The organism is Chryseobacterium artocarpi (assembly GCF_001684975.1).
Taxonomy (GTDB): domain Bacteria; phylum Bacteroidota; class Bacteroidia; order Flavobacteriales; family Weeksellaceae; genus Chryseobacterium; species Chryseobacterium artocarpi.
In genome coordinates this window covers 669,343-690,592 of sequence record NZ_MAYH01000034.1, presented here as the reverse complement: position 1 = coordinate 690,592, position 21,250 = coordinate 669,343, and the positions used below count along the sequence as shown (strand labels likewise).

The following is a 21,250-nucleotide window of genomic DNA, read 5'->3' as shown; positions in this document are numbered from 1 at the left end:
TTATGAGTAATTGTTAATAACACAGAAGTTATCCACAATTGTTCGTTTTGATTCCCTCTAGCTGTGGGAAAAATATTTTATAATATACAAAGGCTATCCCTAAACAGAGATAGCCTAACAATAAATCTAACAAATAAATTAATCTAGAAATTGGTTTTTACAATCAGTCCGGATAATTCTGCATTCACAAAATCCATCGGCATAATTCCAAAAGAACCTTTAGTGTTGGATTGAAAATATGTTTTAAGTCTCGGATTAATGTTATTTGAAACAGTAGGAATACTTGGAATTCCGAATATTCCAGGTTTATAACCGCTTGTAAAATTGATGAAAAGTCTGTCGCTGTTGCTGTTTTTCGCTTCGTTGAACAGATTGGAAATACCATTCCATTTATCATCATTGTTTGTCACCTTATAATAATCCTGAACTTTTAGTTGGGCGCCTGGATTATTGATTTCAAATGTTGTATTATCTGCCCATGATGTTGCGTTGATTCCTTTTGCTGTTTCAGCAGAGAATCTTCTTAACAATCTGATTTTCCCTCTTACTTCTCCAAGCGTTGGAATATTAGTTCCAAGATTCCACTTTGCCGAGTTTTTCTGAACATAAGCATCAAAGGTTTTCTCAAAACTTCTGGTATTATTTGAAGGATCATGCTCTTCTTTTACAGACATGATAATCGTTTCCGAAGGATGACTCTCCAGAAATGAATAACAGGCATTAAGAACATCATCAAAATTTAAATTCTGATAAATAGGACCGTGATGAATTGTAAAAGAATTATCAATATGTCTACAACGGATATCAAGGAAACGAACTCCTGCATTCAGTTGTTCTGCAATACTAAGATCCTGGGTTTTAGCGGTTCCTGATACTACAGGAGCATCTATACGCGCTCCGGAATCATGAGTTCCAGGGATTGAAATTTTTGAAATTGAAATATTATCCTGTAAACCGGACATCCAGCTGTTCATTTCAATTGCAGCTCGAGATGAAACCTTATAATTTGCCTTTTGAATAGTAGACATTTCATTTGAATCTCTGTCAAGAGTACTTTCCGAACAAGAAAAGAAAACAGTTGCTGTCGCGATACTCAGTGTAAAATTTTTTACATATTTCATGTGGTGTTTGAACATAGTTTATTTTTTTAATTGTATTTTAAAAATAGTAATATTTCAAACAGATAGGAGTTAATTTAACTTTAAAAGATGGTTAAGTTGTTGAGAGGTAAATAACGTGATCAAATTAAAATATGAAATCTTCTTTCAGCCGGGAAAGGAGTTCATAGCCGGATGCTTTTTTATGTGAATCGTTACGAATTATAATCCCGTATCTTCTTTTTCTATTAATGTAGATTCCTCCAGATTACATATACAGCCCTTTATTGTTTTATAAATTCCGGGAATTTCAGTTTCCTTGCCCCTACTATCAGTTATAGTGATTCCTGTATTGTAAGAACCATCTTCTGCATAATACGTTTTATAGAGCTGGTACTGATAACCCTTGTTAGTAAAGGTTAAGTAACTAAGCTCCATTGCAGCATTTTGTTTTCCACCACCACGCATATAAGATTTGTATTTGAATTTTTTCCAGCTGTCTTTTGTTCTTTCAGCAGGAAATTGCATATCTACATGATTTTTACTTCCGAATCGGTATTGTATATATTGATCTTGTTTATCCTTTACCAAAGTCATTTTCTTTCCGGCTTTTGTCTCAAAGGAATAAATGATTTCTTCATTAGGAAGAAGATACTGTGCCCAAAGCGACAAAGGAAGTGCTAAGGCAAATAAAAAGAAATACTTTTTCATGAAATGGCGTCTATATAATTAATGAATGCAGTAATTTAAAAGAAGTATAATCACCCTTTTTCAGATTACTGCATTCATAAAGTTTTCAAATTAATTCATCACATTGGCAAGATCTTCCCAAAACATCGGATAAGACTTTTCTACGACATTTTCATCTTCGATATTAAGCTCTTTAATCAGGCAAAAAGGTGCAAAACTCATTGCCATTCTGTGATCCTGATATGTTTTAATGGAAATATTATTTTCAGGTTCTCCAAAGCTTACAGATTCAATGGTAAGGTCTGTAATTTCTGTCTCAGTGCCCAGTTTTTTCAGTTCATTATATAATGCCTGAAGTCTGTCAGTTTCCTTTACTCTTAACGTTCCCAGTCCTGAGATTTCAAAAGGAATCTTTAATGCTGCTGCCGTTACACAAAGTGTTTGTGCGATGTCCGGGCAATTATTCATATCCAGAACAATCTTTTCAGGGAATACAAAACCTTGTTGAGGTTCTAAAGTTAATTTGTGCTCATCTTCAGTAAAAATAGTTTTAACTCCGAAGAAGTCTTCATATATTTTTGCAATTGCAGAATCTCCCTGGGTAGAAGATCTATAAAAACTTTTCAGATGAATAGTTTCTCTTCCCAAAGCACAAATAGAGTAGAAGTAAGACGCCGAGCTCCAGTCACTTTCTACCTCATAGCTATCTGTTGTAGATCCATTATCCGGATTGAAAGGCTCTACTTTAATCGTATTTCCTTCAAAACTGTTTTTAATTCCGAACCTTGTCAGAATATCAAGAGTCATTTCAATATAAGATCTCGAAGTTACTTCACCCACAAGATGAATCTCCAAACCATTTTCAAGCTTTCCGGCAATAAGAAGCAAAGAAGTGATAAACTGGCTGGAAATATTAGCAGGAACATTCACTGAAGTCTGTGTAATCTTTTTTCCTGTGATTTTTAAAGGCGGAAAACCTTCATTTTCCATGTATTCAATCTCAGCACCAAGATCTCTTAAAGCACTTACTAAATTCTTGATAGGTCTTTCCTTCATTCTTCCAGAACCGGTAAGTACGGTTGTTTTTCCTTCCTGAATAGAATAATATGAAGTAAGAAAACGCATTGCAGTTCCCGCGTGGTGGATATCCACAACATCTGTAACTTCAGATAATGCCTTTTTAAGTAATTGAGTATCCTGAGAATTAGATAAGTTCCCAATCGTTATATTTTTAAATAAACTTTCCAAAATCAATAAACGATTCGAAATACTCTTCGAACCGCTGATCTGTACCGTCTTATTTCCTGTTAATTTTGATTTTTCCAGCTTCTTCATTGTTATTTACTGCATTAAATTAAAAAATTATGAGTTAGCAATATTGTGATGATTGATAACTCATAATCTATAATTATTTTAATTTTTCATTATTCTGATGACGGTCCTTATCGCGGTCCGTTTTGATCTTCATTTTTCTGTCAAAAGCATCCTGTAGATTCACTCCGGTTTGGTTGGCTAGGCATAACGTTACAAAAAGCACATCTGCCAGTTCTTCCCCAAGATCTTTACTCTTGTCACTTTCCTTTTCACTTTGCTCACCATATCTTCTTGCAATGATTCTTGCCACTTCGCCTACTTCTTCGGTAAGCATTGCCATATTGGTCAGCTCATTAAAATATCTTACGCCGATGGTTTTGATCCATTCATCGACTTGTTGCTGTAGTTGTGTAATTTCCATTATTGATAAGCACCAAGAGTTGGATTAGTAGTTCTGGATACATTGACAATATCAAGAGGAACAGTTCCTGCAACAGATACATTTCCTTTATTAATAGCCGGAGATGTAGGTTTTACTCTTAGGTTCATTTTTGCCATAAAATAGTTCATAAACTGTGGCTCCTCATTTTTAATACTCTGTATGACCTTTGTATTATTATCAAAAGGGAAACCTGCTTCAGACGTTCCTGAATATTTCAACAGGCAGTTTTGAATTAAAAATTCAAACTGCTGTCCCGGAGTCTGTTCAAATTGTACAGAATTATCTCTGTCAGAATAGACGATACTGTTTCTTATATTAAGCTCCTGTAAAGCTCCTTGCTCGGTTTGTCCTGCATCATTTTTCCATTCATTCGTTGCGAAAATCCCATTTCTGTCAAACGTTCCCATAGATTTGGAATAGTTGGCAATCGTAGCATGAGTATAATTGTGCTTTCCACCTCTGAAAATTCCGATACAAGATAATCCGCAATTGTTCATCACAAGGTTGTTCGCATCAATTGTAGCACCTACAGCGTAAATTCCATATTCAAAGAATGTATGAATAAATGAATTCGTAATATTAGCTTTCGATTGTCTCAGTTCCAATCCTTTCGTTCCTCCGAAAAGTCTTGCATGATTCATATTAAGAATAGAGTTGGCTTCCATCCTTATAGAATTCCAGTTTTTAGAAATAGTATCATAATAAGGATCATTTCTGTCTCCACGTAGAATTACCTGATCATCCTTTGTTCCATTGATATTCAAAACACCGCCCTTGGCAACCTTCATTCCACTGTTTTTGTGGAAGTATACTTTGGTTCCCGGATCTATATCCAGGGTCACATTTTCATCAATAGTAAGATTTCCGTAGATAATCTTAGCCTTATTATTATGCCAGGTTGTAGAGCTGGTAATGGTATTAGGGTTCGTAGGAGTCTGAATAAAGAATTCAGCATCCTGAACTACTGAAAATAAAGTCACATGCTGCTGTCCAGCCGGACCGGTGAAAACTACTTTATCTTCAGCAATAGCTTCTGGTCCTGTTGCCTGTGGAGCAATTTCAACGAAAATATAAAGACTGTCTTTCTTTCTTAAAGGAACATCCTTAAAATCATATCCCGGTTTTCCGTCTACATTGATTCTATATAATGAAGTTGCTCCTTTTTCAAGATTTACCCTTGGAATTAAAATATCCTTGTCTTCATTATTATATACCTTTACAACATAAGTCTCTGAACGTACCTGATGATAAACTGTATCACAGAATACCGTATCTTTTGAAAAACTTAACTGCTGTGAAGGAGTATCAAACGTAATGTCATCCTTATTACATGATACTGCGACAAGTAGCATCCAGAAAGAAAAAGCCAGTAATAATTTGAATTTCATCGAAATTAAAGTTTAAGTAGGTTCCAAATTTAACGAAAATACTTTGAATTTCTTATCATTAAAAAAATATTGGATTCAGTATTTGGAAATTAGAAAAAAAGTTGTACTTTTGCAACCTAAAATTAGCAGAGAAATATCCATTACTATTTCGAAAGCAAACTTTAATTTTTTTAAAAATTGTATTATGAAAAACGGAATTCACCCAGAAAATTATAGACTTGTTGTTTTCAAAGATATGAGTAACGACGAGGTGTTTCTTTGCAAGTCTACTGCAGAAACAAAAGACACTATCGAGTTCGAAGGACAAGAGTACCCACTAATCAAAATGGAAATCTCTTCAACTTCTCACCCTTTCTACACTGGTAAAGTTAAATTAGTTGACACTGCAGGTAGAGTTGATAAGTTCATGAACAAATACAAAAAATTCGCTAAGTAATTTTTGTAATTTAAAATATAAAAAAGTCTTCCAATTATTTGGGAGACTTTTTTATTGTAAATTTGTTAACCTTGAATTTTAAACCTTAAATTAAAAACTGAGTGATGCAATTAGTATTTTCAGACGCACAATATTGGGAAGACTTCCTTCCGCTTACTTTTACCAGACCTGTTGCCGCAATGCGATGTGGAATCCTTACATTCTCTGAGAGATGGCAAAAGATCCTCGGGAATACTGAAGTTACCTATTTTACAGAAACGTATCTTCAGGATAAATTTAAAAATCCGGAAGATAAAGAAAGCCTTTTTCTGGTTCCAAACTTCATTCCTACAGAAACTGTTATTCAACAGATAAAAGATCTTAAACAGGGAGAAGCACTGGTATATGAAGATGAATTGGTAGCTGCAAAAATTAATATGAAAGGATTTTCTTTGAATCAGATCGAGAAGATGACCGATATCAAAGAAGAACTGATTTTCTTTAAAAAACCTAAAGACCTCTTTACTTATAATCATTACGCCATCGATTTCGATTTTGATCTGCTTACCAAAGGTAGAACTTCTCAGGAACTGTCTTCTACAAATGGCTTTTTAGGGGATAAAAAAGACCTTTTCATCGAAGAGGGAGCGTCTATTGAATTTTCAACGATCAATACGAAAACTGGTAAAATTTATATCGGTAAAAATACTGAAGTGATGGAAGGCTGTCATCTTCGTGGACCCATTGCACTTTGTGATGATTCCAAATTTAACCTTGGCGCAAAAATTTACGGAGCAACTACAATAGGACCGCATTGTAAAGTAGGAGGAGAGGTGAATAATATTATCATCTTCGGATATTCCAGTAAAGGGCATGAAGGTTTTGTAGGGAACTCAGTAATTGGAGAGTGGTGTAATTTCGGTGCAGACACAAATTCTTCAAACATGAAAAACAACTACGGAAATGTAAAATTCTGGAGTTACAGAACCAAAGCATTTGAAGATACAGGATTACAGTTTGCCGGACTTATCATGGGAGATCATTCTAAAACAGCAATCAATACACAGCTAAATACAGGAACTGTGATTGGGGTAGCATCCAATATCTTCAAGCCAGGTTTTCCACCAAATCTTGTAGAGAGCTTTTCTTGGGGCGGATTGAAAGATGATGAAAGATTTAAACTTGATAAAGTCTATGAAGTAGCGGAAAGAGCTATGGCAAGACGAAAAGTAGCTTTAACAGAGGAGGATAAGTCTATCCTTAAACATATTTTTGATACGTATTAATCCGATTATAATAAAAACTTCAATTTTTTTTGAAGTTTTTTTATTTTTGATGTAATAGATTTGAAACTTTAGTTGTCTTACCTATAAGAAACAAAACTCATGACCCAGGAAACTTTCAAGAATACGGTGTTTATTCTCAAAGACGAGATGTATCGTTTTGCGAAGCGATTCGTCATGAGCAGTGATGAAGCGGAAGATGTGGTACAGGATCTCATGATGAAGTTTTGGCAGAAAAGGGATGAGCTTGAGCAGTTTGGAAATTTAAAATCCTATGCACTGAAGTCCGTCCGGAACGAATGTCTGAATCGGCTGAAGCATCACGACGTAAAGATCGGCTTTGCGGATATGCAGCTTCACAGATCGGAGCTTTATAGTATGGAAGTTGATAACCTTAAGGAACATATTATAGGATTTATCAATCAGCTCCCGGAAAAACAGAAGATGGTCATCCACTTGAAAGATGTAGAAGACTATGATGTTTCCGAAATTTCTGAAATGCTGGAAATGGAGGAAAATGCAGTAAGGGTAAACCTTATGCGAGCGAGACAAAAAGTAAAAGAACAAATCTCACAACTGATGAGCTATGAAAAAAGATCAATTACAAGATAAATACGATAAAGTCTTCCAAGATATAAAGGAAGAAAAAATGGACTGGAGTTTTGAAGACTTTCTTCAAAAAGCAGAAGGTACAGAACCAGAACAAAGCGTAACTCCTATTATTCCGCTGGAAGAAAAGAAAAAACCGTCTTTTCCTAAATGGTTCTGGATGGCAGCCAGTGTGATGCTGGTGTTCAGTATCGGGTTATTCCTTAATAATAGAGATTCCGGTGCTGGTGTGCTGGATCAGGAAAAACTGGTAAAAGATGAAGTTTTAAGACAAAAATCCAGCTTCATTGAAGAAAATAAAGATCACGAAGCACAAGTAGCAGTGAATCATACAGATTCTATTTCCGGAACAAAAAAAGATTCCATCTTTCAGGAAAACCCTGTTGCTGAAAAAGATGTTCTGGATGAAATACTGCCCAAAAGAGGAAGACTGAAAAAAGAAAGAAAACCAAGATATGCAGACAACTCTTCTATCAGTAATAAAACCTCCAATGACTCTACAATGTATAATGACTCTTATGTAATTGTAAACGGAAAAAGGATCAGTAGTGAAAAAGAAGCAATCGATGTTACAAAATATTCCTTTATGAAACTTGGAAACGAGTTTAAAAAGACTGTGGCATCTTCTCAAAGAAACGAAAACCTTGACAACGAATACTAAAACCAGATTAATCCCATGAAAAAAATATTTTTTATAATAGCGATGATTTTAACCAGCTTTGCGACTTATTCTGCGCAAACTGATAAATTAAATAAACTTTTTCAGGATTTTGAAAAGAATGGAGGAGTTACATCTATCAATATTAAAAAACCTATGTTCAAACTATTGAACACGATAGATGTTAACGATGCTTATGTTGGAAAGATTAAACCTATTTTGAATGAGGTTGACGGACTTAAAATTCTGATTATCCCAAAAGCAACATTCCCGGATGATTTAAAGAACGAAAATGGTCAAAATATAAAACTGAATGCTCAGCAAAGCGAAAAAGTTAATAGAGCATTGAAATCCCTTAATTTCAACGAACTGATGACGCTGAACAGTGATGGTACTTCGATGAAATTTCTGGCTGAAGAAGAAAAGGATAACTATCTTGAAAATCTTGTGTTCAATGTGGATTCTGAAGATGAGAACGTTATTTTTATTCTGAACGGGAAAATGAGAATGTCCGATGTGAATAAAATCATTAGCTCTGGAGAAATTGCAGCAGTTCCGGCAAAAACAGCTTTAAAAAACGATCTTACAGCAGAAAATGCATCTTCTTACCTTAATGGTGACAGTAGAAATGTAGGTGAGTTCTCAAGGATAGATGTAAGCATGGGGGTTAATGTTGTCTATAAGCAGGAGAGCCCAAGAAGTGTAAAAGTCATTGCTGATGCGGATAAGCTTCAGAATGTAATTACTGAAGTTGAAAACGGAGTATTAAAGATCTATGTAGATAATAAAGGAGCAAGAAACCTAAGATTTAAAAATTTGAATGTAAATGTTTCATCTCCTCATCTAAACGGGATAAAAACTTCTTCAGGAAGTGTATTTACTGCCGTGAATCCTATTGCTGAAAATGCAGTGAACATAGATGCGGAATCAGGTTCCATTATTAAAGGAAAGTTTAATATCAATCAGGCTGCGAATGTTGTGGTAGGTTCTGGTTCTATATTAAAAACTGAAATTAATGTTCCTAAAATCAATTTAGATATTTCAAGCGGAGCAAGTGTTAATTTATCAGGATCGGTAAATACTGCCCATATGGATGTTAGCAGTGGCTCTTCATGTAAGGCAGAAGAACTTAAAATAAACACAGCGGTAGTAGAATCTACATCAGGATCAAGTCTTTCTCTGTTTGTAACGGATAAATTGAAAGTAAGTGTATCATCCGGTGCTGCTGTTAAGCTGAAAGGAGATCCTGAATTGAATGCAAAAATAGACAAGGTATCAGGAGGAAGTTTTAAGCAAGTGAAATAAAAAAACAAAAACTATGAAAATTCTTATAAAAACTTTTCTCATTGTTTGGGCAATAGGTATGCTTCAGTCATGTATTGTTTCAGAGAAACCTAATATCGATTTCTTTGCCAATTCAAAACAGGATTTTAAAGGAGCAAAATTTATGAGCGTAAATGTTCCGATGTTCTTAGCAAAGTCTTATATAAAAAAAGCATTAAGGGAAGAGGGAGAAAGTGAAGAAACAATTAAGCTTGTAAAGAAAGCGTCAAAAATAAAAGTTCTTACTGTAACCAATGGAAACCAAGATATGCTGAATGACTATGCACAATATTTAAGTGATAATCATTATGAAGATTGGGCAACCATTAAACATGACGGTGATAATATTAATATACGAGTGAAACAGAATGGAGATGTGATAAAGAATATGCTGCTTACAGTGGATTCCAAGAATAAAGAATTGGTTTTTGTGGATGTAAAAGGGAATTTTACGCCTGAGGATATCTCAAAAATGATCAATTCCGTTAGCTATAAATAAAAATAAAGCAAGTATTTCGTACATACCAAAATTATTTTGTGAAGAAAAGCCGTTCCTGTAAAGGAATGGTTTTTCGATTTAAGTTATTGATTATTAAATTTTATTTAAACTATCAAAAAGGATTTTCATATCTCGTCAAAATAACCTAATTTTGCAAAGAAAGTAAAGATGTCTATTCATAACAAAATTGTAGAGACAGCCATCACTTTCGATGACGTTCTTCTAGTCCCTTCTTATTCAGAAGTTTTACCTAACCAGGTTTCATTAAAATCAAGACTTACCGACAAAATCACGCTGAATGTTCCGATAGTTTCCGCTGCGATGGACACAGTTACTGAAGGTGATTTAGCAATTGCGCTGGCAAGAGTTGGAGGTTTAGGCTTTATTCACAAAAACATGACGATTGCCGAGCAGGCAGCACAAGTAAACCGCGTAAAGCGCTCCGAAAACGGAATGATCTCTGATCCGGTTACTCTTTCTAAAGATCACACTTTAGGACAAGCTAAAGAAATGATGTCTAAGTTCAAAATTTCAGGTTTACCGGTGGTAGATGCTGATAATGTTCTTATCGGAATCATTACAAACAGAGATGTAAAGTATCAGGAAAATCTTGATATCAAAGTGGAGGAGATCATGACAAAAGATAACCTGATCACTTCAGACAAAGATACCAACCTTGAAAAAGCAAAAGAAATCCTTCTTAAAAACAGAGTGGAAAAACTGCCTATCGTAGATAAAGATAACAAACTTGTTGGATTAATTACGATCAAGGATATTGATAATCAATTAGAATATCCAAATGCTAATAAAGATGGAAACGGTCGCCTAATCGTAGGAGCCGGAGTTGGAGTTGGAGAAGATACATTAGAAAGAATTAAAGCTTTAGTTCAGGCTGGAGTGGATATTATAGCTATTGACTCTGCTCACGGGCATTCTAAAGGAGTATTGGATAAAATTTCTGAAATAAGAAAAGCATATCCAAACTTAGATATCGTGGGAGGAAATATTGTAACTGCAGAAGCAGCAAAAGATCTTATCGAAGCAGGAGCAAATGTTCTTAAAGTAGGAGTAGGACCTGGTTCTATCTGTACAACAAGAGTAGTTGCTGGAGTTGGTGTTCCTCAGTTATCAGCTATTTACAACGTATACGAATACGCAAAATCTAAAAATGTAACAGTAATTGCTGATGGTGGTATCAAGCTTTCAGGAGATATTGTAAAAGCTATCGCAAGTGGAGCAGGAGCAGTGATGCTTGGATCTCTTTTAGCTGGTACAGATGAAGCTCCGGGAGAAGAAATTATTTTCCAGGGAAGAAAATTCAAGTCTTACCAAGGTATGGGAAGTCTTTCTGCAATGAAGAGAGGAGGAAAAGAAAGATATTTCCAAAGTGAAGCTAAGAAATTCGTTCCGGAAGGAATTGAAGGAAGAGTACCACACAAAGGAAAATTAGAAGATGTAATTTTCCAATTAACAGGTGGTTTAAGAGCAGGTATGGGATACTGTGGAGCTAAAGATATCGAAGCTTTACAGAAAGATTCCAAATTGGTAATGATTACAGGAAGTGGATTGAAAGAATCTCACCCACACGATGTAATTATCACTCAGGAAGCTCCGAATTATTCTTTATAAAAAAGATTTTAATTCATATTATAAAAGCCGCACATTTGTGCGGCTTTTATTTTTGTTTATAATTAGAGTTAATTCGGTTTATTGCTTTTTTAGTATTGATTATTAAATAGTTGTTTGATTATTTTGCGACTTTAATAAATATTATTTTAAGTGAATTTTTTATTAAAATAACCTATTGTTGTAATTCGGTTTAAAAAATATTCATTTAAATTGTTAAGTTTGAATTTTAGTAAATGTAACAAAAAAGTATTTTTTACTACTAACTGTAATGATATTTATGTTTTATTTGTGTTTTGATTGAAAAAAATAAGTAAAATATACGTTTGATTATTGTAATGTTGTAAATTTAAAAACTTTTTAAAAATTATTGAAATGAAGAAAACTTTCCTTTATGGAGCAATGCTATTTTCCCTTTCATTTGCTGCGCAGCAACAACAAAGAGTCTGTGGATTTGAAAAACTTTTGAAAGAAAATGATCAAAAGTTTCCAGGAGCAAGATTAGCAATGGAGAAAATCGTAAGAAAAATGCGAGTGGATAGAAATAACCCATCTTCTGTGTTTCATAAAAACGTAAATGGAGTATATGAAATTCCTGTTGTTGTTCACGTCATTGAAGGAGGTGGTAGTTCATTTAATAGAACAGATGCTCAAATTCAAAACTGGATAGAGAATGCAAATAAAATGTATGCTGGTACATATCCTTGGCCAGTTGGTGGGATACCTGGAGATTTTGGCGCATCCGCTGTTTTTCCAATTAAATTAGTATTAGCAAAAAGGACACCTAATTGCACAGAGACTACTGGAATTGTAAGATATAATGGTAGTACTATTCCAGGGTATAGTACTGGAGGGGTAGCACAAGAGACAAACATAGGTGCAAGCATGGATGCAATTAAAACATTAGCTCCGCACTGGTCAGAGGAATCTTATTTTAATATTTATTTAATTAGCATGTTTGATGGGGATACTTCTCCTAATTCTGGTTTAATGGGATTTGCTGCATTCCCTAATTTTGCAAATTCTAATTATGAATCATTTATGAAGGCGGGAGTGGTTACAAATCTACACGATACAACATTTGCTCATGAATTCGGTCATGCAATGGGATTATATCATACATTTGGTGAGGCCGATTATTCATTGCCAAGTACCGATCCTGATTATTGTCCTGAAACCACTGGAAATTGTGAAGAAGATGACGATATGGTTTGTGATACGGAAAGAGCTGGAGCTGCATTTTATGGAGCTCCTCCTACGAATGCAACAATTAATCCTTGTACTCAAACCAATTATCAAGGTGTACAGTATAATATGATGAATTATAGTAATTCAATTGCTCAAAAATTTACTCCAGGGCAGGGAGATAGAATTGATACATTTTTTATGTTGCTTAAAAGTAGCTTAACAACATCAAAAGGAGCAACTGCTTTACCTGTTACAACTCTTCCTACTACACCAGTAGCAGCTACATGTCTTCCTTCCGGTAGAACGAACTCAGCAGCAGGAGGTACTTTAGTAGGACCTACATCTGTTAAATTAGGCAGTATTAATAATTCTACAGCAGGTGCCTGGGGAGGGAATCCTGAATTTTATATGGATTATACTACAAAGAATTGTATAATGAATGCTCATACAGAATTAACTGTTAATCAGCCTCAGAATGTTCAGGTAGGATTCTTAGGTAATCCTCAATCTGTAAGAGTATGGATTGATTATAACAATAATGGAACATTTGAAACGTCAGAATTAGTTGCTTCAGGAAATCAAGTAGCTGTTGATCCTGTGAGTGAAATAGGCAATTTTTCTGCTACTTTCACTCCACCTGCTACAGCAGTTTTAAATACTCCTTTGAGAATGAGAGTTTTATCTGATTTTACAAACCCTGCATCAATAACAGCTTGTGGGCAGTTAAATTACGGACAAGTAGAAGACTATTCTGTAACTTTAAGAACAAGCTTGAGCACAAACGAAGTAAAAGCTAATAATGATGATCTAGTAGTTTATCCTAACCCGGTTGCAACTGGGGATAAAATTTTCATCAAAGCTAAAAATGGTAAGAACTTAAAAGTTTCAATCTCAGACATGGCAGGAAGATTGGTAGCAAGCCCAGCTGTAGCTGAAGAAGGAAATGGAATCTATAAAGTGAACCAACAATTAGAAAAAGGAGTTTATATGATTCAAATTTCTAATGGTAAAGACAGCAAAACGTCTAAGTTGATCATTAAATAATTTTGATTCAAACAAATACATAGAAATACCTCCATTTAATGGGGGTATTTTTATTTAGCTTTGGGGGAGTATAGAAGCCTTAATATCTGAGTTTTTATAAAAATAAAAACCTCCCAGAATAAACTGAAAGGTTGAAATATATTTTAAAATAAATGATCTAGGAATTCAATAAATTATGATACTCTGCAATGTGAAGATATCCTTCCTCTTTAATGCTCACTTTTAATTTATGTTGAGTAGCAATATCATAAATTTCTTTTGGGGTCATGTTTCCTTTTTTGCTAAGCCCTATACTCATGTTTTTCAGAAGATCTATATGTAAAGTGAGGTCTTCTTTTGTTTTTTTTGCGAGTTCCTGCATCAGTTTTTCTATCTTATCATCTGTAATATGCTGTTGCATACGATGAGAATAATCTTCCAGATTATAAGTTGCCTGATAATCATCATCAAAGCCATATTTTCTGATATAATCTATAGCAAGACTTGTAGCCTGTTCTCTATCATGACTTCGTCCGATGCTGGCATTTTTATCTCCAAAAATTATTTCTTCAGCAATTCCGCCCGCAAGATAAATCTTAATTCTATCCAGAAGGCTTTCTTTTGTATCATGAATTTGATGAGGGAATGTAAAGCCTGCCGCATAACTACTCGCAACCTTACTTTTAAGCTGTAATGGAGCAAAACCTGTATATAAAATATAGGAGACAGCATGACCACATTCATGAACACTGATATTTGCCACCGCATCCTGTTGATTAGCTTGTCGTATACTGTCAATTCTTCCTAAATAAGGAATCTCAACCATTCTTGTACCGATTTTCCCGATAATCATTTTTTTATCCTGCAGATAATCTATTTCTATGTTCTTGTCATCATGAATAATAGCATCAAACAGAAATTTACTGAGATTGGTATCCAGAATATCTACCACACTACTGAATACAGGACGTACTCCTTGTACTGGAAATACACCGTTTCTGTAGATCAGATCATTGATATTTTTATTTATTTTTAATGAAACGCCAAATTTATTCTTAGTTTTTTGTTTCAGATTATTGATTTCACGTTGAATAAGTTTTTGAAAATCCTCAGTCTTTAAAGAAAAATAGATTAGGTGAATATTTCCGAATCTTGCCACCTGCTCAGGACGGAATTTTCTGGCAAGAGCATTCTTAATATCAACCATCGTGATCTTTTTAGTGAATGCATGATAAATATTCGCATCTACATCAGCTTCACTTGTTTCCTTTGACATTTGAAAAGCTTCATCAAGGTTTCCACTGATAATGATAAGCATTTTGCTGTAATCTACAGGCTCATAAATTTTCTTTTCCTTTTGTTTCTTACGAATCAGCTTAATCATATCCTCCTCTTTCATATCAATGATGCTCATTACATCATCTTCCATGCTAAGGTATTTCTTCAGTTCCTTTGCATCCCACATGTTGAGATAAGGGTTTTCATCTAGCTCGGTTTCACCATTACGCTTGCGTCTGTCATTCTCCTTTTTCCTGAAAAGATACGAGAACAGATAATGTTCTAGATCATCGCGTTCCTTTTTACTTAGACGTCCATCACTTAAAAGTTCCCAGAAATCCGTAAACTTAGTTTGTGAAACCGGAGTTCCGTCAGGATCTATAGTATAAAAACGTTGGATTTCATCAAAAAGAGCGATGCTTGGCTTTTCATCACTTAAACCATTGCTTTGTAATATGTCGGAAACATTTTTACTCCATGAAGTTTCATCCGTATTATTTAATTCAATTTCTACGAAACGGTTTTGGAAATCAAGAAAACGAACCATCTTTCTAACAAGGTCTGTTTTTCCTACACCTGTCATTCCCCACAGATTGATCACAACAGGTCTTGTCAGGATTTCAGGCATTAAGTACCAGATCTGGATATATTCCATAAGGTCATCGATAATTTTATCTATTCCGATGAACTCTTTTTTTAGGAAAGCTTTACAATCGTCCAGCTTTTTCTTTTTCTTCTGAATTTCTTCTTTATCAATAATCATGTATGAAAAATACATTAATTTTTTAAATTATCCTTGAAGTCTTCGATTCTAAAATCTGTAAGAGCATTTCCTTTCTCAATTTTTTCTTTGGAATACAGTTTAAAGTCATTTTCAGTTTTTTCCAAAAGGTAATCATAAGGTCCTACATGAGAAATTAATTTTACCAAAACCGGAGAAATCTCAAGACAGATAAATAATCCCATGATAAAAGTTGCTGCAAGACCTATTATTGCAGAATTTTTTCCTAACTCGTCTAATGCCTGTAATCTAGCTGCAAAACCATTGAACTTATCTTCAAAAGTTTCTGTAGATTTTCGTTCTGTTTCCAGATTAGTATATACTTTTGAAATCTCTTTATCAAGATATTCTAATCTTGGAGCAGCCTGTTTCTGATAGTTTTCAAGATCTTGTCTGCGTTGTTCCTTTAGTTGTTGTTTACGTTTGGCATTAGGTCCGAAACCTTCTTTACCACTCGTTAAACCAGATTGTTTTCCCAAAATTTCCTTCTCAAGTTCCACAGACGCGGAATCATAAGCTTTCTGATATACAGCAACTTTTTCTGCAATCTGTTTCTTTTCTGTCTCAAAAGGTCCGCTTTGCTGGAGAATCCTTCCGGTCATTTCACCTTGAAGTTGTTTTTTATTTCTTTGAATAATGGTATTCAGCTGTTTGTTTACTTCTTTTTCAAATATTTTAAGCTCTAAAGGTTTGGAAATAATAATTCCTAAAAATGTAGCAAGTATCAAACGTGGAATAGACATTAGAATCTGATTCCACCATGTTCCGGTTTTCTTAATGGAAGAAACGATATAGCGGTCCAGATTAAAGATCATTAATCCCCATAAGATTCCAAATCCTACAGATGTCCATATATCATCGAATACTGTATACATAGCATAGCCTGCAGATAATGTTGCAAATACCGCGGTAAAGAGTACAATACCGCCAATTCCTGCGAATTTATTCCATTCACTAGGTGTCTTTCTTAAAATATGAATGTTTCCGCCTGAGCAGAGCATCAGAAACTTTTGGAACCAATTAATTTTATGATTCACTTGATTTATAGTTTGTTGGTTTGTTTTCATCATAGAAAATTTATACAAAGGTAGTATTAAAAATCATACCAATGTAAAAGATAGTATTATGTTTTACCAAGTAATTTCATTAATAGACTTAATCTATTAATAAATAATATAACTCAATTAATCAAAAGGGTTTTGTTTTTTTTTGATGATTAACTATTAAATATGTATTTTTGTTTTGTTATAAATAAAAAAAAATATAATAATGAAGAAAATTACTATTTTTTCTATGCTTTTGTTGTTTTTTAATGCTTTTTCTCAGAATCAAGGTCATTTTTGTGGTTTTGATGAAAATATGAGAAAATTGGACATGAAATATCCTGAATTGAAGAAAAGACGGGAAGCGGTAGAAGAGAAATTAAGGAGTATTGATAAACAAACTTATCTCAACAGAGTTGGGGGTACTACCTCTTGGAATGGTCGGTATAACGGGCAGTTGTTTGAGATACCTGTTGTCGTACATGTCATAGAATCCAGTGCTTCAGCAAATTCTAATTTAAGTTTAACCGATCAGGAAATTATTAATTGGATTGATAGAGCCAACAGAATGTATGCTACAACTTATGGAAATGGTTTTTATCCTGAAGGACCAGGACCAGATGGAGGAAATGTGATCCCATTCAAATTAGTGTTGGCAAAGAGAACTCCAGAGTGTACTCCTACAACAGGAATTGTAAGATATAATGGAAGTTCAATTCCATTATATGATACAAGAGGGGTTGATTCTGATGGTGCTGGTAATGGAGCCAATGACAGTCAGGTGAAGACCCTAGCGCCCCATTGGCCGGAAACTTCATATTTTAACATTTATGTAGTAATTGGTTTTGATGGAGAGCAGCAATTATCATATGGACTTATGGGATATGCTGCATTTCCCGATTCTTATGATTACTCCTATGAAAGTTTTATGAAGGTTGCAACGATCAAAAATAATAATGATACTACGCTTACTCATGAGTTGGGGCATGCTTTTGGACTCTATCATACATTTCAGGGTGTAAGCTATGCCAATCAGACGTCATGTCCGTTAAATACAAATTGTGCAGTAAATGGAGATAGAGTTTGTGATACTTCTCCATCAAGAAGTATGTATGGTGTTGCTATTCCTAATAATACGAGTATTGATCCTTGTACAGGAGTGAATTATGATGGAACACAATATAATGTAATGAATTATACAAATTCTAACCGTAAATTTACAGCAGGACAAAGAGATAGAGCAATTATGCTGATGATGGAATATAGAAAAAATTTACTTAATTCCACTGCTGCTCAGGATCCTTCTATTATAATTCCTTCCCCAGTTTCTATTGCAGCTGCTCAATGTAACCCGACTGGGATTTTACATCCGACCAATAATAATTTTGCAATTGGACCTTTTAAAGTTCAGTTAGGCTCTATCAATAGTACAACAAATGGTTACGATTCTGATGAAGTTGCACCTATTTATTATGCAGATTATTCTGCTGCAACTTGTATAAGACCTGCTTATTACACAGATATCCCATCAGGATCTAGCTCTGAGTTAAAAGTTAGCTATTTGAATGGATTTGAGCAAGCTGAAAAGTTTAGAACAAAGGTTTGGATTGATTATAATAATAATGGATCTTTTGACGAATCAGAATTAGTTGTAAATAATACTTCAAATTTATTGAACAGCGGAAATATCACAACTCTTACAAATAATATTACACCTCCTGCAACCGCAGTAAAAAACACTTATCTGAGAATGAGAATTGCGGTAGATGCAGCAACATACGGAGGAAGTAATCTTCCAGATATATCTGCTTGCTCTCAACTGCAATATGGTCAAATGGAAGATTATGCAGTGAGAATTACAAGCTCAGAACTGAGTACTGTTGAGACTCAAAATGTTTCAGAATCAAAAATTGTTTATCTGAAATCTGAAAATAAACTAAAATTAGTTGGAAATAGAAGTGATGTATTTGGAAATTATCAGATCTATGAAATGAGTGGTAGACTTATTCAGAAAGGGAATACTGATAAAAATGAAATCCAAATAGACAAAGAGCTATCAAAAGGATCATTTATTATTAATTATTCTAGTAAGAATAAAAAAGAGTCTAAAAAATTCTTGAATGATTAAAGAAAGAAAAATTTAATATCAATTGCCCCTAAAAAATTAAATGTTTTTAGGGGTATTTTTATTTCAATCTGTCCGGATTCTGCTTCAAAAAGCTATCCCATCCAGAGTATGATTTTGTATCTGCAATTGTTCCGGAATTAAAATGATGACATACGGCAACGGCAAGACCATCTGATGCATCCAGATATTTTGTTGGGAATTCTTTTAATTTAAGAAGGTTTTGAAGCATGCCTGCGACCTGTTCTTTACTGGCATTACCATTTCCTGTAATAGCCATTTTGATTTTCTTTGGAGAATATTCTGTGATAGGGATATTTCTATAAAGGCTTGCTGCCATAGCTACACCTTGGGCACGTCCCAGCTTCAGCATACTCTGTACATTTTTTCCAAAGAATGGGGCTTCCAATGCTACTTCATCAGGGTGATATTCGTCGATTAATGCTAAGGTTTTCTCAAAAATATATTTAAGCTTGGTTTCGTGGTTTGGATATTTTTTTAGAATTAATTCATGAACAGAAACCATTTCCATTTTACCTTTTTTAACGGAAATAAGACCAAAACCCATAACTGTAGTTCCTGGGTCAATACCTAAAATTATTTTCTCTGAAATCATTGGTTCAAAGATATGACTTTATAAAACAATATTGAAAGCAGAAAAGAGGTGAAAAACTTTTTATATATGGTTGAAATTTTAGTCTGTAAGACTTTTCTCTGCTATTGGAACCCATGTCCCTTCATGACGCAGTAATAGAATTTTATCAACTATGAATTTAGTTTTATATTCTTTGTTCTGATATTTTTCCCATGCTTTAAGGTAATTTTCCCATGTGAGATTTCTGTAGCCTACGGTTATATGTGGATTAAAAGAAAAATGGGCAAAACTGAACTGTTGCTTTACTCTGTTGTGAAGATCTGTCAGATGAATATTATCTTCAGGATGTACAAAGACCACAGGGTTATTAGGGTTTGGAAAACTTCCAAATCCGTTCAACTCAACTTCAAATGGGGATATCTGCGTATCTATTTTTTGAAAAGCAATATGAATATCGGTTTCCAGTTCAAGTTCTCTGAGAAAGGGAGGTAAAAGAGTAATATGTGCCTCATTGCTTAATGCCTTGGAGTTGTCATATGAAATAGCAAAGTCTCTTTTAAAAACTTTGACTTCTTCTATAATTTCCCTTGGGGGGTAAATGGCAATAAAGTACCTCTTTTTCATGACGGTAATTTAAATAAATTTCATAAAATTTTTATACATAAGAAAATTATGCATATGTTTGCAATGTATTAATATAATTCCATGAAAAAGAATAGTCTTTACAAAGGTACTTTACAGAATATCATTTTGAAGCTGCTTGCAAAAGAAGTTAAAATGTATGGCTATCAAATTACCCAAAGAGCAAAAGAGCTTACCCAAGGAGAACTTGAAATGACTGAAGGCGCCTTATATCCATTGCTACATAAACTGGAAAGTGATGGAATGATTACCTCAGAAGTTCAAAAGATCAATGGAAGAGACAGAAAATACTATCTGCTTACTGAGAAAGGAAAGAAACAGCAGGTAGATCAGGAGAATGAAATGAAAAGTTATCTGGTAAACCTGCAAACAATCTTCAGTATATGATGACCCAGACACAGGAAAACAGCATAACAGATTATCTGGTTTCCAAACAGCTTTCAGTGGATCTTCTCGTGGAGATCAGAGACCATATGATCGACCAGATTATGGATTTACAGTTGGAAGAAAAACTTGATTTTGAAGAAGCATTTTCAAAGGTAAAAGAATCCTGGAAAGAAGAGTTTATTCCCGTGAGTTACTGGATGTTTTTTTCAACACCTATTCCTTTTATTGCAAAGAAAATAATCAGGGGAAAATATAACAGATTTATGAAAACATCTTTTCTGGCAGGTTTAGTTGCTTTTATAATCAATATAGTATTAATTTTTATTTCCAATAGCCAAGAAACTTATACCGTTTTTTTTAAACTATTTAACGCATTATTTTTATTCATTCTTGGAACAACATGGATCATGAATTTTAAGATTTGGAAATACCTGAAGACAGATTTTAAATACAGAGGCAGATGTTTTTATACGATGTATCAGCAAAATATGGGATTGATGCTGATCTGTACTATTTCTATGTTCCAAATTATTACTAAGAACGGACATTATGCGTATCAGTTTTTCAGAGAGCAGAATGGAGCAAATTTATTGATGATCATCATTACATTGATTGTACCGTTTATACTTCAGACAGGAGTAATTTTCACCTTGCTTAATTTTTTCGAGCATAAAAAAAGCTTGTTGAAAATGAAGGATTTCCTTAGCATCAATATATCTTCAAAATAGTATATCTTCATTCTCATCGTAGATCACTAACCTTAAAACTTAAAACAAATTTATATGATAACTTTACTACAAGAAAGATAAATTATATAATATCTTTTTACCAAAGGGATTAAACC

The 21,250-nt window shown here is 34.1% G+C and carries 20 protein-coding genes; 11 read left to right on the top strand and 9 right to left on the bottom strand.

What is annotated here, in order from left to right; genetic code table 11:
* Nucleotides 1–143: 143 nt before the first annotated feature.
* The 5 genes from BBI01_RS14650 to BBI01_RS14630 form a co-directional block, all read right to left on the bottom strand.
* Nucleotides 144–1,136: a phosphatidylinositol-specific phospholipase C gene (locus tag BBI01_RS14650; RefSeq protein WP_228394014.1), complete on the bottom strand. Its 993-nt coding sequence runs from the start codon at nt 1,134–1,136 to the stop codon at nt 144–146.
* Between the two features lie 183 nt (nt 1,137–1,319).
* Nucleotides 1,320–1,808 (bottom strand): hypothetical protein, encoded by a 489-nt coding sequence (locus BBI01_RS14645; protein ID WP_065395384.1) that lies wholly within the window; start codon nt 1,806–1,808, stop codon nt 1,320–1,322.
* A gap of 90 nt (nt 1,809–1,898) precedes the next feature.
* On the bottom strand, nt 1,899–3,122 hold the full coding sequence (locus BBI01_RS14640; protein WP_065395383.1) for a 3-phosphoshikimate 1-carboxyvinyltransferase: 1,224 nt from the start codon (nt 3,120–3,122) through the stop codon (nt 1,899–1,901).
* Between the two features lie 73 nt (nt 3,123–3,195).
* The gene (locus tag BBI01_RS14635) at nt 3,196–3,522 is read right to left on the bottom strand and encodes a nucleotide pyrophosphohydrolase (RefSeq protein ID WP_065395382.1); all 327 of its coding nucleotides are present in this window, start codon (nt 3,520–3,522) and stop codon (nt 3,196–3,198) included.
* Entirely contained in the window at nt 3,522–4,931 is a 1,410-nt protein-coding gene (locus BBI01_RS14630) for a hypothetical protein (RefSeq protein WP_065395381.1), read from the bottom strand. The genes BBI01_RS14635 and BBI01_RS14630 overlap by 1 nt, the downstream gene beginning before the upstream one ends.
* Before the next feature lie 184 nt (nt 4,932–5,115).
* Between BBI01_RS14630 and BBI01_RS14625 the strand changes: the two genes are divergently transcribed.
* From BBI01_RS14625 to BBI01_RS14590, 8 genes are all read left to right on the top strand, one after another.
* Nucleotides 5,116–5,367, top strand: coding sequence for a type B 50S ribosomal protein L31 (locus BBI01_RS14625; protein WP_027375398.1), 252 nt, complete (start codon nt 5,116–5,118; stop codon nt 5,365–5,367).
* A 104-nt stretch (nt 5,368–5,471) separates the two neighbouring features.
* A complete protein-coding gene (locus tag BBI01_RS14620; RefSeq protein ID WP_065395380.1) occupies nt 5,472–6,632 on the top strand; it encodes a GlmU family protein in 1,161 nt (386 codons plus the stop codon).
* 99 nt (nt 6,633–6,731) lie between these two features.
* Complete coding sequence (locus BBI01_RS14615) at nt 6,732–7,241, top strand: GFO_1088 family ECF-type sigma factor (protein WP_065395379.1); 510 nt, start codon at nt 6,732–6,734, stop codon at nt 7,239–7,241.
* Nucleotides 7,216–7,899 (top strand): hypothetical protein, encoded by a 684-nt coding sequence (locus BBI01_RS14610; protein WP_065395378.1) that lies wholly within the window; start codon nt 7,216–7,218, stop codon nt 7,897–7,899. The genes BBI01_RS14615 and BBI01_RS14610 overlap by 26 nt, the downstream gene beginning before the upstream one ends.
* Nucleotides 7,900–7,914: 15 nt before the next feature.
* A complete protein-coding gene (locus BBI01_RS14605) occupies nt 7,915–9,201 on the top strand; it encodes a DUF4252 domain-containing protein (protein ID WP_065395377.1) in 1,287 nt (428 codons plus the stop codon).
* Between the two features lie 13 nt (nt 9,202–9,214).
* Nucleotides 9,215–9,718 (top strand): DUF4252 domain-containing protein, encoded by a 504-nt coding sequence (locus tag BBI01_RS14600; RefSeq protein ID WP_065395376.1) that lies wholly within the window; start codon nt 9,215–9,217, stop codon nt 9,716–9,718.
* Nucleotides 9,719–9,886: 168 nt separating this feature from the next.
* A complete protein-coding gene (guaB, locus tag BBI01_RS14595; RefSeq protein ID WP_065395375.1) occupies nt 9,887–11,347 on the top strand; it encodes an IMP dehydrogenase in 1,461 nt (486 codons plus the stop codon).
* A 372-nt stretch (nt 11,348–11,719) separates the two neighbouring features.
* Nucleotides 11,720–13,576 (top strand): GEVED domain-containing protein, encoded by a 1,857-nt coding sequence (locus BBI01_RS14590; RefSeq protein ID WP_065395374.1) that lies wholly within the window; start codon nt 11,720–11,722, stop codon nt 13,574–13,576.
* Between the two features lie 157 nt (nt 13,577–13,733).
* Here BBI01_RS14590 and BBI01_RS14585 read toward each other — a convergent pair whose 3' ends face one another.
* Both BBI01_RS14585 and BBI01_RS14580 read right to left on the bottom strand, forming a co-directional pair.
* Entirely contained in the window at nt 13,734–15,611 is a 1,878-nt protein-coding gene (locus tag BBI01_RS14585) for a M41 family metallopeptidase (RefSeq protein WP_228394013.1), read from the bottom strand.
* Entirely contained in the window at nt 15,611–16,681 is a 1,071-nt protein-coding gene (locus BBI01_RS14580) for a DUF4407 domain-containing protein (protein ID WP_065395429.1), read from the bottom strand. Before BBI01_RS14580 ends, BBI01_RS14585 begins: the two co-directional genes overlap by 1 nt.
* Before the next feature lie 202 nt (nt 16,682–16,883).
* Between BBI01_RS14580 and BBI01_RS14575 the strand changes: the two genes are divergently transcribed.
* Complete coding sequence (locus BBI01_RS14575; RefSeq protein WP_065395372.1) at nt 16,884–18,785, top strand: GEVED domain-containing protein; 1,902 nt, start codon at nt 16,884–16,886, stop codon at nt 18,783–18,785.
* 58 nt (nt 18,786–18,843) lie between these two features.
* Here BBI01_RS14575 and ruvC read toward each other — a convergent pair whose 3' ends face one another.
* Nucleotides 18,844–19,398: a crossover junction endodeoxyribonuclease RuvC gene (gene ruvC / locus BBI01_RS14570; RefSeq protein WP_065395371.1), complete on the bottom strand. Its 555-nt coding sequence runs from the start codon at nt 19,396–19,398 to the stop codon at nt 18,844–18,846.
* A 78-nt stretch (nt 19,399–19,476) separates the two neighbouring features.
* Complete coding sequence (locus BBI01_RS14565) at nt 19,477–20,001, bottom strand: 2'-5' RNA ligase family protein (RefSeq protein WP_065395370.1); 525 nt, start codon at nt 19,999–20,001, stop codon at nt 19,477–19,479.
* Nucleotides 20,002–20,082: 81 nt separating this feature from the next.
* On the opposite strand from BBI01_RS14565, the gene BBI01_RS14560 reads away from it, so the two are divergent.
* Together BBI01_RS14560 and BBI01_RS14555 are read left to right on the top strand one after the other, a co-directional pair.
* A complete protein-coding gene (locus BBI01_RS14560) occupies nt 20,083–20,406 on the top strand; it encodes a PadR family transcriptional regulator (RefSeq protein ID WP_065395369.1) in 324 nt (107 codons plus the stop codon).
* Nucleotides 20,403–21,134 carry a hypothetical protein gene (locus tag BBI01_RS14555; protein WP_065395368.1) on the top strand — a complete coding sequence of 244 codons (732 nt, stop codon included), beginning with the start codon at nt 20,403–20,405 and terminating at the stop codon, nt 21,132–21,134. Before BBI01_RS14560 ends, BBI01_RS14555 begins: the two co-directional genes overlap by 4 nt.
* Nucleotides 21,135–21,250 lie beyond the last annotated feature (116 nt).

Coding starts and splice junctions, on each gene's coding strand:
- BBI01_RS14650 (WP_228394014.1), bottom strand. CDS start 1,136: ATGTTCAAACACCACATGAAATATGTAAAAAATTTTACACTGAGTATC.
- BBI01_RS14625 (WP_027375398.1), top strand. CDS start 5,116: ATGAAAAACGGAATTCACCCAGAAAATTATAGACTTGTTGTTTTCAAA.
- BBI01_RS14565 (WP_065395370.1), bottom strand. CDS start 20,001: ATGAAAAAGAGGTACTTTATTGCCATTTACCCCCCAAGGGAAATTATA.
- BBI01_RS14580 (WP_065395429.1), bottom strand. CDS start 16,681: ATGAAAACAAACCAACAAACTATAAATCAAGTGAATCATAAAATTAAT.
- BBI01_RS14620 (WP_065395380.1), top strand. CDS start 5,472: ATGCAATTAGTATTTTCAGACGCACAATATTGGGAAGACTTCCTTCCG.
- BBI01_RS14605 (WP_065395377.1), top strand. CDS start 7,915: ATGAAAAAAATATTTTTTATAATAGCGATGATTTTAACCAGCTTTGCG.
- BBI01_RS14590 (WP_065395374.1), top strand. CDS start 11,720: ATGAAGAAAACTTTCCTTTATGGAGCAATGCTATTTTCCCTTTCATTT.
- BBI01_RS14585 (WP_228394013.1), bottom strand. CDS start 15,611: ATGTATTTTTCATACATGATTATTGATAAAGAAGAAATTCAGAAGAAA.
- BBI01_RS14630 (WP_065395381.1), bottom strand. CDS start 4,931: ATGAAATTCAAATTATTACTGGCTTTTTCTTTCTGGATGCTACTTGTC.
- BBI01_RS14635 (WP_065395382.1), bottom strand. CDS start 3,522: ATGGAAATTACACAACTACAGCAACAAGTCGATGAATGGATCAAAACC.
- BBI01_RS14560 (WP_065395369.1), top strand. CDS start 20,083: ATGAAAAAGAATAGTCTTTACAAAGGTACTTTACAGAATATCATTTTG.
- ruvC (WP_065395371.1), bottom strand. CDS start 19,398: ATGATTTCAGAGAAAATAATTTTAGGTATTGACCCAGGAACTACAGTT.
- guaB (WP_065395375.1), top strand. CDS start 9,887: ATGTCTATTCATAACAAAATTGTAGAGACAGCCATCACTTTCGATGAC.
- BBI01_RS14610 (WP_065395378.1), top strand. CDS start 7,216: ATGAAAAAAGATCAATTACAAGATAAATACGATAAAGTCTTCCAAGAT.
- BBI01_RS14645 (WP_065395384.1), bottom strand. CDS start 1,808: ATGAAAAAGTATTTCTTTTTATTTGCCTTAGCACTTCCTTTGTCGCTT.
- BBI01_RS14600 (WP_065395376.1), top strand. CDS start 9,215: ATGAAAATTCTTATAAAAACTTTTCTCATTGTTTGGGCAATAGGTATG.
- BBI01_RS14615 (WP_065395379.1), top strand. CDS start 6,732: ATGACCCAGGAAACTTTCAAGAATACGGTGTTTATTCTCAAAGACGAG.
- BBI01_RS14575 (WP_065395372.1), top strand. CDS start 16,884: ATGAAGAAAATTACTATTTTTTCTATGCTTTTGTTGTTTTTTAATGCT.
- BBI01_RS14640 (WP_065395383.1), bottom strand. CDS start 3,122: ATGAAGAAGCTGGAAAAATCAAAATTAACAGGAAATAAGACGGTACAG.
- BBI01_RS14555 (WP_065395368.1), top strand. CDS start 20,403: ATGATGACCCAGACACAGGAAAACAGCATAACAGATTATCTGGTTTCC.